The organism is Candidatus Delongbacteria bacterium (assembly GCA_041675285.1).
Classification (GTDB): Bacteria; CAIWAD01; CAIWAD01; order CAIWAD01; family CAIWAD01; genus CAIWAD01.
Map to the genome: position 1 here is coordinate 318,387 of JBAYTZ010000002.1, position 13,738 is coordinate 332,124.

Consider the following 13,738-nt stretch of genomic DNA (forward strand, 5'->3'; position numbering starts at 1 on the left):
GCGGGCGGCCTGCTCGGGCTGGCCTGGACTCTGACGGCGTTGGCCGTGGGTTTGCCGCCCGTGGTGCAGCACCATCCCGCCGGGCAGGATTTCTCCGACATCTGCCTCTCCACCACCCACGACGTCAACCAGAACCTGTTCGTGGGCAACGACGACGGGGTGCTGGAGTTCGACGGCCAGACCTGGCGCCGCCTGCAGACCCCCGGCCGGACCCAAATCCGCAGCGTGCTGGCTCTGCCTGACGGCCGCTTGGCCTACGGCGGGACCAACGAGTTCGGCTGGCTGGAGCGCTCCGCCGGAGACTGGCAGCCCCGCCACTTGTCGGATTCCCTGCGTGACCGGGCGCCGCACTTCCGCGACGTGCGCTCCATCCATCACCTGAGCCACGGCCTCTACTTCCAGAGCAAGGAGCTGCTGGCCCGCTGGCAGGGAGGCCAGCTGCAGACCTTCACGCCTCCCCAGGAACTGGGCGGGGCCGCCGCGCTGGGGGACACGCTGTTCGTGCAGTTGGCCGACCGCGGTCTGTGTCGGCTGAACCCCGCCCGGGTGCCGGAGGGGGCGCTGCAGATTCCCGAGACGGCCCTGGAGCCCGTGCTCGGTCCCGAACTCTTCGCCCAGGGCAACCGGATGGTCTGCCTGCTGCCGCTGGACGGCGGCCGCCTGCTGCTGGGCACCCGCTTCCGGGGACTCTACCTGCTGGAGCGGGGGCGGGTGACGGCGCTGCCCGAACTGAGCGCGCGGATCCAGGCCCTCGATCTGTTTCACGGCCTGCGGCTGCGCGACGGTCGGCTGGCCCTGGCCACCCTGCAGGGCGGCGTGTTCCTGCTGGATCCGCAGCTGCGCGTGCAGCAGGTGCTGGACGAGCGCACCGGGCTGTCGAGCCCCATGGCCGTCCACCTGAGCCAGGACGCCGGCGGAAATCTCTGGGTGGCGAGCACCGACGGCGTGGCGGAAGTGGCCCTGGAACTGCCCTTCAGCCAGTACATGGGCGCCAACGGACTGCCGGGGCAGCCCCAATGCCTGACGCTGCACGAGGGCTGGGTCCACGTGGGCACCACCCAGGGCCTCTTCAGGATGCGGGAAGGCCGGGACGCGGCGAGCGAGCGCTTCGTGCGGGTGGGTCGGGTGAGCGGCATCTGCTGGCACCTGCTCTCCACCCGGCACGGCCTGCTGGCCACCCTGGGCGGGCAGCTGGCCTGGGTGCGGGAAGCAGGAGACCGCGTCCTGCTGGGCGGGCAGCCCTCCCTGCTGTTCCAGGATCCGGAGCAGGCCGACCGGGTCTGGGTGGGCGTGGAGGGCCGGCTGCGGCCGCTGCTCTGGGAGGCGGGCGCCTGGCGGGTGGGGGAACCGATCCCGGGGGTGATGGGCGACATCACCAGCATGGAGCGGCGCGTGCCGGGCGAGTATTGGCTGGGCAGCTCGGACACGGGATTGTGGCGGATCCGCCTGCGCCAGGGTCGCTGGGACGTGCTGAACTTGGGCGTGGCCCAGGGCCTCGAACCCGGCGCCGTGCAGGTGCGGAGCTTTCGCGACCAGCTGCTCGTCGTCAGCGGCACGCGGGTCCTGGAGCCGGATTCCGCCGGTCGGTTGGGCGAGCCCGGCGGGTTCGCGCCGCCCGCCGGCTGGAACCTGGGGGCCAATTGCCGGATCAGCCGCGGGCTCGACGGAAGCAGCTGGGTCCTGTTCCAGCAGGGACTGGCCGTGGCGCCGGCCGGGAAGGGCCTTCCCGTCTGGGACACCTCCACCTACGGCTCGGCCGGACGCCGGCCGCGCAACGTGCTGGTCACGCGGGACGGGATCTGGGTGCAGACCGAACAGCGCCTGCTGCACTATCACCCGGATCAGCTGAAGGCTGCCGGACATGAGTTGCCGCCCCTGCAGCTGCGGAGTCTGGAGCTGGGCGGCGTCCAGTGGGCGGGTACGGCGGGCGGTCTGCGGCCGGGCGGCGGGGTCCGTGGCGTCGCGCCTTTGGTGCTCGGCGTGGCCTGCGCCCACCTCGGCCTGGACGGCCCCGCCCAGTACTCGTTCCTTGTCGAGGGGCTGGACGAGGAGTGGACGCCCTGGACCCTGTCCGGCACCCGCCGGCTGGACTATCTGCCGCCGGGCCGCTACACGCTGCGCGTGCGCGTCCAGGCGGGCAGCCATCCGGTCCAGGAGACGGAGTTGGGCGGCATCCACGTGCCCGCCCCGTGGTACAAGTGGCTCTGGCTGCAGACGCTGGCCCTGGGCGCACTGCTGGGGCTGAGCTGGCTGCTGGCGCGCCGCCGGGCCCAGCGGCTCAAGGGGATGAATGCCGCCCTGCAGGCGGAGGTCCAGGAGCGCCGGCGGGCGGAGGGTGCGCTGCGCGTCTCGGAGTCCCGCTACCGCGGCCTGTTCGAGAACGCCCTGGACGCCATCTTCGTGATGGACTCCCAGCGCTTCCTGGAGGGGAATCCGGCGGCGGCCCGCTTGTTCGGTCTCGCGCCGGAAGAGATGGCCGGACTGGGGCCGGAGATGCTCTCCCCGCCCCAGCAGCCCGACGGGCGCGACTCCCGGGAGAAGGCCCAGGAACTGATCCAGCGCGCGCTGGCCGGCGAGGCGCTCTCCTTCGAGTGGATCCACCTGCGGTCCAGCGGACAGCCCTTCCTGGTGGAAGTGACCTTAAGCCTCCTGCACGGAGGCAGTGAGCCCCTGCTGCTGGCCATCCTGCGCGACGTCAGCGAGCGTCACCAGCTGGAGAGCCAGTTGCGCCAATCGCAAAAGATGGAGGCCGTGGGCCGGCTGGCCGGCGGCGTGGCCCACGACTTCAACAACATCCTCGTGGTGATCCTGGGCCAGTGCGACCTGCTGCTCATGAGCCTGGACTCCCACGACCCGGTGCGCGACGAGCTGCAGCAGGTGCGCGACGCGGCCCAGCGGGCGGCTCAGCTGACGCGCCAGCTGCTGATCTTCAGCCGGCGCTCGACGCTGCATCCCCAGCGCGTCTCGCTCAACGGCATCCTGGCCGACCTGGAGAAGATGCTGCGCCGCGTGATCGGCGAGGACATCCGGATCCGGCTGGATCTGGCGCCGGACCTGCAGCGCGTGAACTTGGACACGGGCCAGATGGACCAGGTGATCCTCAACCTGGTGGTCAACGCCCGCGACGCCATGCCGGGCGGCGGCGAGCTGGTCATCCGCACGCGCAACGTGGTGCCGGGGGCCCTGCTGGCCCGGGAGACGGGCCTGCCCGAGGGTGCGCCCCACGTGCTGCTGAGCATCTCCGACACGGGCCACGGCATGAGCAGCGAGGTGCAGGCGCACATCTTCGAACCCTTCTTCACCACCAAGGAAGCCGGCCAGGGCACCGGCCTGGGGCTGGCCACGGTCTACGGGATCGTCACGCAGAGCGGAGGCCTGATCCGGGTGCAGAGCGAGTTGGGCCAGGGCACCAGTTTCCACATCTACCTGCCCGCGGTCCTGGGGGAGAGCCTGGCCGGCCGGGACGGCGAACCGCGCGAACTCTCCGGCCCGGGCGGAACCGAGCGTCTGTTGTTGGTGGAGGACGAGGCCGCCGTGCGCGAGGTGCTGCTGCGGACGCTGCGGAATAGCGGCTACGAGGTGAGCACGGCGGCCAACGGCCGCGAGGCCCTCGCCCTGCTGGAACAGGGCCTGGATCCGCAGCTCATCCTGAGCGACGTGGTGATGCCCGAACTGGGCGGCTTCGAGCTGGTGCGCCAGGTGCGCGACCAGGGCCTGCTGCAGCCCGTCATCCTGATGACCGGCTACACGGACCGCGGCCTGGACCTGGAACTGATGGACGGCCAGAACGTGAGCCTGCTCTCCAAGCCCTTCGGACCCGGCGTCCTGCTGCGCGAAGTGCGGTCCCGGCTGGACGGCCCCCGCTCGGAATCCACGGTCTGAGGACGGTCGCCCCTTCCTGTTTGCTATCCTGTTCCGGAAAAATCCAGAAGAGAGGCGGGATGGCATGAGCGCGAAGAAGAAGCACAAAGTGACGCTGATCCAGGGCGACGGCATCGGTCCGGAAGTGACCGCCGCGGCCCGGCGCGTGATCGCGGCCACGGGCGTGGAAGTCGAGTGGGTCCTGATGCCCGCCGGCGCCGGGGCCGTGGACACGCACGGCAGCACGCTGCCCGACGAGACCCTGGAATCCATCCGGGCCAACAAGGTGGCCCTCAAGGGCCCGCTCACGACGCCCATCGGCGGCGGCTTCCGCAGCGTCAACGTGGCCCTGCGCAAGGAGCTGGACCTCTACGCCAACGTGCGCCCCGTGCGCTCCTCGCTGGGCGTGACGGAGCACCACAAGCCCATCAACCTGGTCCTGTTCCGCGAGAACACGGAGGACCTCTACGCCGGCCTGGAGCAGGACATCGCCCCGGGCGTGGCCCAGAGCCTGAAGATCATCACGGAGAAGGCCTCCACGCGCATCGCGCGCGCCGCCTTCCTGTGGGCCTCGCAGAAGAAGCGGCACACGGTGCACGCCGTCCACAAGGCCAACATCATGAAGCTCTCCGACGGCCTCTTCCTGCAGAGCGTGCGCAAGGTGGCGGCGGAGTATCCCGATCTCCAATACAAGGAGATCATCGTGGACAACTGCGCCATGCAAATGGTGATGCGGCCCGAGATCTTCGACGTGCTGGTGCTGGGCAATCTCTACGGCGATATCATCAGCGACCTGTGCGCCGGCCTGGTGGGCGGGCTGGGCGTGGTGCCCGGGGCCAACCTGGGCGACGACTGCGCGGTCTTCGAATCCGTCCACGGCAGCGCGCCGGACATCGCGGGCCGGGGCATCGCCAATCCCATCGCCACCATCCTCTCGGGCAACATGATGCTGCGCCACCTGGGCGAGGAGAAGTCCGCGGACCGCGTGCAGGCGGCGCTGACCCTGTTCCTGGCGGACAAGAGCAACCTCACGCCGGACCTGGGCGGCACGGCCTCGACGGACCAGCTGGTGGACGGCATCCTGCGCAAGCTTGATCTGCTCAAGTAGCCCGACCAGTCCACGATCCACAATCCGGCCCCGGACGGAGTCGCCTGACTTGCGCCGGGGCCGCTTTCTGTCGGTCCCGGGCGCTCCGGGGTTCCGGCCGCCGGGCGCGCCGGCGCCGCAATCCCCGCCGTTCGCCACCTTCTGGCGCCGCGGCGCGACACGCGGCTTCACCCTGCATCCGACACCCAAGCGACAGGAGAGTCTCCATGCCCACGTTCAATTCGCCCGCCCTGGTCACCCCCGAGATGAAGGAGGCCAAGCGCGACTACCTGGACCGTCACACCCCCCACGTCCTGGCTCCCGCCCGGGTGAAGAAGGGCGAGGCCTTTCCGGTCGTGTTGAAAATGGGGCAGGACTATGTCCATCCCGACCTGGACAACCACCACATCCAGCGCCTGCAGCTGTTCGACGGCGACCGCCTGCTGGCCACGGCCGTCTACGAGCCGGGCGCCTTCACGGCGGGGCGGGAGGAGGCCAAGGGCTATTCCCAGGTGAGCTTCCAAATCGCCCTGGCTCGCAAGGCCCGCCTGTGCGCGCTGACCTACTGCACGCAGCACGGCCTCTGGCTGAGCGAGGAGCAGGTGGTGGAAGTGGAGGAGTAGGGACACGATGCATCGTGTCCCTACGAAAAGGGCCCGGAATCCCGGGCCCTTGCGCGTTCAGTGTCCCTGCCCCGCTGCTGCGGCGGGCTCATCCTCGGGTTCGCCCCCCGGCCATTCCACCACGCCCGTGTCCAGGTCGTAGTAGCCCGAGATGACCTGGATCTCCCCCGCGGCCCCGCCGAACTGCCCTTCCTTCTGGATCTGCGTGGCGATCTGCACGGCGTTGGCCTTGATGGCGTTCACCAGCGGATCCCCGGGCATCACGCGACCCATGGTCACGGCCCCCTGCAGGTCGCGCACCAGCGCGCCCACGTGGCCGGGGGCGTCCTTGGCGCCCAGGGCCGCCTTGAGCGCGCCGCAGCGCTCGTGGCCCAGCACCACGATCAGCCGGCAGCCCAGATGCTCCACAGCGTATTCGACGCTGCCCAGGCCGTAGGCGTCCAGCAGGTTGCCCGCCGCGCGCACCACGAACAGTTCGCCCAGATTGGTGTCGAAGATCAGTTCCGGCGGGGTGCGGGAGTCCGCGCAGCCCACCACCACGGCGTAGGGATGCTGGGCCTGGCCGGTTTCCGCCCGGCGGTCCGCCACGGGCTTGCCGTTGCTGAAGGGCGCAGAGCTGAAGCGCCAATTGCCCTTCTTCAGCCGGGCCAGGGCCTCCGCGGGATCCACGCCCGCCGCGCCGTGTCCGCCTGGCGCCGCGTGCGCGGCCGGCGGGGCGGCTTCCCCGGCGACGGCGGGGGTCTTCACCTCGTGACGGGAGGCGGCGTCCCCGCTCGCGGGTAGCAGACAGAGCAGGCCCATGATCGGGATCAGCGCCAGGGACGAACGAAGGCTCAAACACGCGCTCATCGTTTTCTCCTACTTGAAACGGACTCGGGCCGCCGCACGTCGCCGACCCGCTCCACCTATTGGCCCGGCTCGGTCTCCAGCATGGGTTCCCAGATCAGCATGGGTTCGCGGATGCCGATGCTCTGGGCGAATCCGCGGATCCGCTCCAGCATGGTGTCCGTGATCTCCTGATCCCGGCTGGCCAGCATGACGCCCGTCTCCGTCAACACGTCGTCCGCCAGGGTGTGCCCCACGTGCAGGTGCTTCAGCCGGATGGGCCGGCTCTTCAGCGTGGCGTCCTCCAAACGCAGGCTCTGCAGGGCGCTCAGCATGTCCTGGCGCAGGTCGCGCGTGTCGCGGATCAGGTCGCTGACGGCTTCCTGGTAGGGCTTGCCGCGGCGCATGGCCTGGTCCACGCGCAGGGCGATCCCCAGCAGATGCCCGCCGATCTCCGCCGGCGTGAGATCCGCCAGATCCAGGCCCTGGCGGTTGCCCAGGGTGGACATCTGCAGGTTGATCATGTCCGCCACAGCCTCCATCCGGGGCAGGTTGCGGATCAGCCGGGCACCCAGGTCCGGATGGGAGCGGAACAGGACGTCCTCCTCGCCCGCCAGTGTGTAGCCGGCATTCACACGGGTCAGCAGCCCGGCGTCCAGGGCCACGCAGCCGATCTGGGAGAGCATGGCCGCCGTCTCGTATTGCCAAGCGTCGGGCAGTTTGAGCACCGTGGCCACGTGCTTGACCATGCGCTGCACGCGCTGGTTCTGTCCATAGCTGGCGGGGTGCAGGATGCCCAGCACGTCCGTCAGGATGCGCAGACTGCCCGCCAGGGTGCCGGCCAGGATCTCGCGCTCCGTGTTGCGGTTCATCCACAGGCGGATGCCGTCCTGCACGGCGTTGAGCAGCGTGGCCGGCGGACAGGGCTTGGTGAGGAAGCGGAAGATGTGGCCCATGTTGACGGCCTCGATGGCCGTCTGCTGGTCGGCGTTCCCGGTCAGCATGATGCGGATGGTGTCCGGGCAGCGGGTGCGGATCTCTTTCAGCAGCTGGATCCCCGACATCTGCGGCATGCGTTGATCGGAGACCACCACGGCGAAGGGGCCGGCCTCGTCCAGCTTCAGCAGAGCCGCGGGCGCACTTTCCGCCGTGTCGAAGTCCAGGTGGTTCCGGTAGGTGCGGCGGAAGCTGTCCAGGATGTTGGGGTCGTCGTCGACGAAGAGGACGCGGGGTCCGGCGGCGGCGCTCATGCGGCGTCCTCCTTTGCGGCTGGTACAGGGGGAGACTTGACGGGCAGGGTCAGCCGGAAGGTGCTGCCCGCGCCGGGCTCGCTGCTCACGCCCACCTGGCCGCCGTGCATGTCGACGATCACGTTGTGGACCACGGCCAGGCCCTGGCCCGTTCCCTTGCCCACTTCCTTGGTGGTGAAGAAGGGGGCGAAGATGTGCGGCAGCACGTCCGGCGGGATGCCGCCGCCCGTGTCCGCGATCTCCACCACGAAGGCCTCGTCCGCCAGCCGGCTGCCGACCCGGATCTCGCCCATGGGCTTGCCGTCGCGGCCGGCGCCGGTCTCGGTGATGGCCTGGGCGGCGTTGAGCAGCAGGTTCAGCAGGGCCTGATTCAACTCGGCCACGTGACACACGATGGGCGGCAGGTCCTCCGCCAGCTCCAGGCGAACGGTGGCCACGTGCTTCCACTCGCTGCGTGAGACGGCCAGCGCGCTCTGCAGCATGTGGTTGAGATCGTTGGTGGAGGTGCCCTGGTGGCCGGGATGGGAGAACTCCTTCATGGCGCGGACGATGCCCGCCACGCGTTCCACCCCGTCCTGGCTCTGGGCCAGGGCGTTGGGGATGTCCGCCAGCAGAAAGTCCAGCTCGATCTCCTCGGACTGGGCCAGCAGGGCCGCGGCCTGCTCGCCCAGCGCGCCCCCTGCCTCGCTGGCGGCGCCCAGCAGGGCGCGCGCGGCCGTCACCCAGGGACAGAGGTTGTCGAAGGCCTCGCGGAAGAAGGTGATGTTGTCGCCAATGTACTGGGTGGGCGTGTTGATCTCGTGCGCCACCCCGGCGGCCAGCCGGCCCACGGCCTCCAGCGTCTGAGCCTGGCGCAGCTGGCTCTCCAGCTGGCGCTCCCGGCTCAGGTCGCGCTTTACGGCCACGAAGCGCTGGGCCTCGCCGGCGGCGTTGAGGATCGGGCTGATGATGCAGCTCTCGTAGAGCAGGCTGCCGTCCTTGCGGCGGTTGATCAGTTCGCCGCGCCAGACCGCGCCTGCCTTCAAGGTGGACCACAGCTGGCGGTAGAAGTCCTGGTCGTGGCGCCCGCTCTTCAGCAGGCGCGGATTGCGGCCCAGGGCCTCCTGGCGCCGGTAGCCGGTGTTGCGTTCAAAGGCGGGATTCACGTAGAGGATGGTCCCGTCCGCGGCGCTGATCAGCACGGAATCATCGGAGTGCTCCACCGCCGTGATCAGCAGCCCGCGCTCCTGCTCGGAGCTGCGGCGGTTGAGCACGCTGGCGATGCCGTCCGTGAGAATGGTGAGCAGGGAGAGGGTCTCGCCCGAGAATTCCACCAGGTGGCCGGGGTTGTCGAAGACCAGGAAGCCCTGTTGCCGGTTGTTGTAGACGATGGAGAGAATGACCAGGCTGCTCTGGCGCTGCTCCTGCATCCGCGTGCGCTCGGCCTGGGCCGTGGGCGGAAGGTCCTCCAGGGAGCGGATGAACAGCACTTTGCGGGCCGCCAGCTGGGTCACCCACCCTTGATGCGTCGACTCCGGAAGGGTGGTCCGGAGCGGCGCCCGGCCCTCCAACAGCAGGTCCTCGCCGGCCCAGCTCACGGCCGGCGCGAAGGCCCCGGCCTCGTCGCGCTGGTAGAACGCCGCGCTGGGCGAGCCCAGCACCTCGCCCACCCTGGCCAGCACGTCTCCCACGCACTGGCTGAAATCCACGATGGTCACCAGGGAGCGCAGGGATTCCGAGATGGCCAGGGTCAGCCGGGTGCGGGCCTCGTGCAGCAGCTCGCGCTGCTTGCGCTCGCTGATGTCCCGGATCACACCGCAGGAGCCGATCAGCCGCCGCTGCCCGTCGTGCAGGGGACTGCCGGCGATCAGAAAGGTCCGAACGCGGCCCAGCGATTCGCGCTGGGTGACTTCGTACACCGTTGAAAGGCCCATGCGCCGGTACTGGCGCTGCTGATCCAGTTGGGAGCTGAGTTCCGGGGAGAAAACCTCGTCCTGGTGCCGGCCGACCAGTTGGTCCAGGCTACGCCCCAGCAGACGTTCGGCGGAGGCGTTGCAGTAGAGCAGGCGGTCTTCCAGGTCGAAGGCGCAGACGGGTTCCGCCAGGTCGCTCAGCAGGTCGGAATGCGAGATGGGAGAATGCACACGCACCTCAAGTGGACTGCCTGGATTGCGAGCGACCTCGGCCCCGACCCGTGCCGCGGGATCGACCCGGACTGCCCCAGTCAACCCGGGGACCGGCCATGGCGGGGATGCTGTTGCTTATCGTCCAGGTTCGGCCGGGAATCAAGCTCCGCGCGGGCCGGGCGGCCGGTCAAGTGCCGGTTCCGGCAACCCGATAACAGAAAGGTCTCCTCACCACGACCAGTAGCCCTGCGAGGCGCTCATGGACCTGGTTCCCCCCCCGACGCATCCCTTGTGGGTGCAGGTTTTTTCGGGACGGCGCAAGCCGGACCTGCAGTTGCTGGCCACCAAGATCCTGGTGAGCCGGTTGAGCATGACCTACCAGCAGGATCCCACCCCGGGCACGCTGGAGCAGTGCGTCCAGGACCTGCGCGAGTTCTTCGAGAAGAACCAGGCGTTGCCCAAGGCCCAGGCCGACCTGCGGGCCATGTTCACGGAAGGAGTCCAGGCATGAACAGCACCATGCTGACGGTACCCGAGGTGGCGGCCCTGATCCAGGCCGGCCGCAATCTGCTGCTGGCTGGGGACGAGGGCGCCCTGCGCCGCCTGCCGGCCGGGAACTGGATCGCCGGCACCATTCCCTACTTCATGGCGGAGACCGGCGGGATCAGCAGCCGCGAGCTGGTGAATGTCATCGAACTGCCGCAGCAGGCGCTGGAGTGCCGGATCCTCACCCACACGGCCGCCAGCCTGCCCGGGGTGTTCCTCGAGGCACCGGCGAACGGCTTCACCGTGATCATCCTGCCGGCCTCCAGCCCGGTGCTGCTGGACTTCGCCCTCAAGGCCTCCACCTACCCCGGCTTCGCCACGCGGCCGCTGGTGGGTTGGGTGTCGGGCATGGCCCTGGACGAGGCCGGCCGCGTCTCGCCCAAGGTCGTGGACGGCCGCGCCCCGCGCTTCCTGGAGCAGGAGGCCGTGGTCCTGCACCTGACCCTGCCGCCGGAACAGCTGGTGGAGATCGGCATCGTCAATCTCTTCGAACCCGGCGACGGCGCCCTCCTCACCTTTCCCGCGGACGGCTTCAGCGCCACGGACGTGCTCGTCGACGGCCGGCCCACCAATCTGGCCCGCCACCTGGAGGAGAGCCACTGCAACCTGCAGCTGCCACTGGTGGCGAACATGTGCGGCGCCATGCTCAACACCAGCATCAAGGGGATCGACGCGGAAGCCGGCCGGGTGGATTTCTTCGCCCCGGTGTTCAAGGGCGTGGAGTACCGGATCGCCAAGCCGGTGGGCGACTACGTGCAGATCTTTCTCTCGCACATGCCCGACATCCCGGCCGCGAGCCTGCACTTCTCCTGCAACTGCATCCTCAACTATCTCTACGCCGACCTGGAGGGCAAGCGCACCAGCCGCTTCACGGGACCCTTTACCTTCGGCGAGGTGGCCTACCAGCTGCTCAACCAGACCCTGGTCTACCTGACCATCGAATAGCGCGCCCTCTTCAGCCAGTCCACCCGGGGGCCGTCGTCGGCCCCTTTTCTCATGACTACGTGGCTGACTCAACCACGACGTGGGTATGCGTGAAGTCTCACCCCCATCCCGTCATTTTCGCGCAGGTGGGGGAAGGACGGGATGGGGGCGAGTCCCGATCGCAAGTACATGGAAACGCCCGCTGGTGGGCGGGCGCTTCGCGGTGTGCTGGATCGGAGCCGCGCTCAGCCGGCGCGCACCTTGCTCAGGAAGGCCTGCATCTCCGTGGCCAGGCGGCCGGCGTTGCGGCTGAGTTCCTGGGCCGCGCTCAGCACCTGCCCGGAGGCCGTGCCCGTCTCTTCGGAGGCGGCGTTGAGGTTCTGCACGTTGCTGCTCACTTCCCGCGTGCCCGTGGCGGCCTGTTCCACGTTGCGCGCGATCTCGTGGGTGGTGGCGCCCTGCTCTTCCATGGCGCCGGCGATGCTGGTGACGATCTCGCCGTTCTCGCGGATCACGGCGGAGATCTCGTGGATGCCCTGGGCCGCCAGTTGGGTGTCGTGCTGGATGGCCTGGATCTGGGTGCGGATGTCCTCCGTGGCCCGCGTGGTTTGGCCGGCCAGGGTCTTGACCTCGTCGGCCACCACGGCGAAGCCCTTGCCCGCCTCGCCGGCCCGGGCCGCCTCGATGGTGGCGTTCAGGGCCAGCAGGTTGGTCTGGTCGGCCACGCTCTTGATCAGGTCCACCACTTCGCCGATGCGCGTCACGCTCACTGTCAGCTTCTCGACGTTCTGGTCGGCCTGGGTGCTCTGCTGCACGGCCTTCTCGGCGATCTCGTGGGAGAGCTTGACCTGGCGGTTGATCTCGCCGATGCTGCCGGACAATTCCTCGGTGGCGGCGGCCACGGCGCCCAGGTTGACGCTGCTCTGCTCGGCGGCGGCGGCCACGCTGGAGGCCTGGGCGCTGGTCTCCTCCGAGAGGGCGGACATGCCCTGGGCGGTCACCTGCAGCTCCTCGGCGGCGGCGCTGACGGCCTGGACCACCTGGCCCACGCTGGACTCGAAGTCGTCGGCCAATTTCAGGCGGATCCGCTTGCGCTCCTCGGCCTCCTGGATCTCGCGGGCCTTCTGGGCCTCCTCCATCCGCTTGACCTCGAGGCCGTTCTTCTTGAACACCTCCACGGCCTGGGCCATCTCGCCCAGTTCGTCGTCGCGCTCCTGGAAGGGCACGTCCAGGTTGTAGTTGCCGCCCGCCAGGGTGGTCATCACCGAGGTCAGGCCCACCACCGGGTCGCTGACCCCGTTGCCCATCCGCCGGCCCACCACCAGCACCACGGCGATGCCGCCCACGGCGATCACCAGGAACAGGGTGAGCAGGATGCCCGTGGTGCGGGTCGCGCTACGCCCCAACTCGTTCTCCACGCGCTCGGCCAGCGGCTCCAGGATGGAGACGGAGTTGCGCATGGTCTCGGTCTTGGCGGCGATTTCCTTGTCCAGGGTGACGATGGCCTTGAAGTGGGTCTCATATTCGCCGGCCAGTGACTGGATCTGGGGCGAGCCGCCCGCCGTCCGGAGAAGGGCGGCAAAGGCCTTGTCCCACAGCTGCACGTACTTCTCTTCCTTGCGCAGCAGGTAGTCTTTCTCGTGGCGCCGCAGCTCCATCACGTAGCGCAGGGCCGCGTCGGAGGCCCCCGCCGCGGTCAGGATCTCCTCGATCTTGATGATGGGAAGGCGCATCTTCCCGCGCAGGCCGGTTTCGATGGTCAGGCCGCGCTGGGTGTGGAGTTCCGCCACCTGGTTGAAGTCGGCCTTGTAGGCCTTGAGCACGGTGCCCAGGCTGTCGAAGCCCGCCGTGCTGATGTCCTGCGCCAGGTCCAGGTGCGAGGCGATGGCTTCGTCCACCCGCTGGTTGGTCTGATCCAGGTACTTCGTCTCCAGCCGGGCCTGGAAGTCCCGGTACGCGCCGCGACCCTGCAGCAGCTGGACCACCATCATATCCAACTGAGCCGTGCGCTGGCTGGCGGATTTCAACAGGTTGAAACAGACCAGTCCGATGATCGCCACCAGGACGGTGGTGGCCGTCGCCAGAGTGATCAGGTTTCCCATGCGCTTCTTGATCGTCATCCTGAAGTCCCTTTCCATTGCCCGATTGCCAGGTGTCACACGTGGGGGTCGAAGACCCGCGCCGGGGTCCAATCAAATCCAGTCGGAACCAGGGGGCGTGCTCGAACCCTTGCCTGACACCAGGTCGTCGGCCTGCGATCCACGGGGCATCAGGAGCGTTGTCGAGCTGGGGGGGGGGCTTGACATTTGTCAAACTATCGACAGGGTTGAAATTGAACTGAAGCGCCGGTGGCGGGAAAACCAGCAGGGGCCGGGGTCGGCGCAGGGTGCTCCCGGAGCCGCGCGCGAGAGCTGTTGGAACCCAGCCGCAGACAGGGACGCTGTGCGCCGCTCCGGTTTGCAAAGGTCGGATTGAACCCACTGGGTGAAACAGGAAGCGCCCGCTGGAGGGCGGGCG

Annotated in this window: 9 protein-coding genes; 5 read left to right on the forward strand and 4 right to left on the reverse strand. The window is 69.0% G+C overall.

Annotated features, from left to right (window positions below; all coding sequences use genetic code 11):
* The first annotated feature begins 45 nt into the window (after positions 1-45).
* The 3 genes from WC326_03155 (at position 46) to WC326_03165 (ending at position 5,571) form a co-directional block, all read left to right on the forward strand.
* A complete protein-coding gene (locus tag WC326_03155) occupies positions 46-3,882 on the forward strand; it encodes an ATP-binding protein (protein MFA7330052.1) in 3,837 nt (1,278 codons plus the stop codon).
* Between the two features lie 64 nt (positions 3,883-3,946).
* Positions 3,947-4,969, forward strand: coding sequence for an isocitrate/isopropylmalate dehydrogenase family protein (locus WC326_03160; GenBank protein MFA7330053.1), 1,023 nt, complete (start codon positions 3,947-3,949; stop codon positions 4,967-4,969).
* A gap of 206 nt (positions 4,970-5,175) precedes the next feature.
* Positions 5,176-5,571: a desulfoferrodoxin family protein gene (locus tag WC326_03165; protein MFA7330054.1), complete on the forward strand. Its 396-nt coding sequence runs from the start codon at positions 5,176-5,178 to the stop codon at positions 5,569-5,571.
* Positions 5,572-5,628: 57 nt separating this feature from the next.
* On the opposite strand, the gene WC326_03170 is transcribed toward WC326_03165, so the two are convergent.
* Genes WC326_03170 through WC326_03180 form a run of 3 tightly spaced genes read right to left on the reverse strand, consistent with a single transcriptional unit; the run spans position 5,629 to position 9,769 of the window.
* Positions 5,629-6,420, reverse strand: coding sequence for a carbonic anhydrase (locus tag WC326_03170; GenBank protein ID MFA7330055.1), 792 nt, complete (start codon positions 6,418-6,420; stop codon positions 5,629-5,631).
* A 56-nt stretch (positions 6,421-6,476) separates the two neighbouring features.
* The gene (locus tag WC326_03175; GenBank protein ID MFA7330056.1) at positions 6,477-7,646 is read right to left on the reverse strand and encodes a response regulator; all 1,170 of its coding nucleotides are present in this window, start codon (positions 7,644-7,646) and stop codon (positions 6,477-6,479) included.
* Positions 7,643-9,769, reverse strand: a complete 2,127-nt coding sequence (locus WC326_03180) for a PAS domain S-box protein (protein MFA7330057.1) — start codon at positions 9,767-9,769, stop codon at positions 7,643-7,645. The genes WC326_03175 and WC326_03180 overlap by 4 nt, the downstream gene beginning before the upstream one ends.
* A 241-nt stretch (positions 9,770-10,010) precedes the next feature.
* On the opposite strand from WC326_03180, the gene WC326_03185 reads away from it, so the two are divergent.
* Both WC326_03185 and WC326_03190 read left to right on the forward strand, forming a co-directional pair.
* Complete coding sequence (locus WC326_03185; protein ID MFA7330058.1) at positions 10,011-10,262, forward strand: hypothetical protein; 252 nt, start codon at positions 10,011-10,013, stop codon at positions 10,260-10,262.
* Positions 10,259-11,242: a hypothetical protein gene (locus tag WC326_03190; protein ID MFA7330059.1), complete on the forward strand. Its 984-nt coding sequence runs from the start codon at positions 10,259-10,261 to the stop codon at positions 11,240-11,242. Before WC326_03185 ends, WC326_03190 begins: the two co-directional genes overlap by 4 nt.
* A 224-nt stretch (positions 11,243-11,466) precedes the next feature.
* On the opposite strand, the gene WC326_03195 is transcribed toward WC326_03190, so the two are convergent.
* On the reverse strand, positions 11,467-13,341 hold the full coding sequence (locus tag WC326_03195) for a methyl-accepting chemotaxis protein (GenBank protein MFA7330060.1): 1,875 nt from the start codon (positions 13,339-13,341) through the stop codon (positions 11,467-11,469).
* Between the last annotated feature and the right edge of the window lie 397 nt (positions 13,342-13,738).

What these genes read in the sequence shown, in the direction of transcription:
- WC326_03170 (MFA7330055.1), bottom strand. Translation starts at nt 6,420, where the DNA reads ATGAGCGCGTGTTTGAGCCTTCGTTCGTCCCTGGCGCTGATCCCGATC.
- WC326_03195 (MFA7330060.1), bottom strand. Translation starts at nt 13,341, where the DNA reads ATGACGATCAAGAAGCGCATGGGAAACCTGATCACTCTGGCGACGGCC.
- WC326_03160 (MFA7330053.1), top strand. Translation starts at nt 3,947, where the DNA reads ATGAGCGCGAAGAAGAAGCACAAAGTGACGCTGATCCAGGGCGACGGC.
- WC326_03190 (MFA7330059.1), top strand. Translation starts at nt 10,259, where the DNA reads ATGAACAGCACCATGCTGACGGTACCCGAGGTGGCGGCCCTGATCCAG.
- WC326_03165 (MFA7330054.1), top strand. Translation starts at nt 5,176, where the DNA reads ATGCCCACGTTCAATTCGCCCGCCCTGGTCACCCCCGAGATGAAGGAG.
- WC326_03185 (MFA7330058.1), top strand. Translation starts at nt 10,011, where the DNA reads ATGGACCTGGTTCCCCCCCCGACGCATCCCTTGTGGGTGCAGGTTTTT.
- WC326_03175 (MFA7330056.1), bottom strand. Translation starts at nt 7,646, where the DNA reads ATGAGCGCCGCCGCCGGACCCCGCGTCCTCTTCGTCGACGACGACCCC.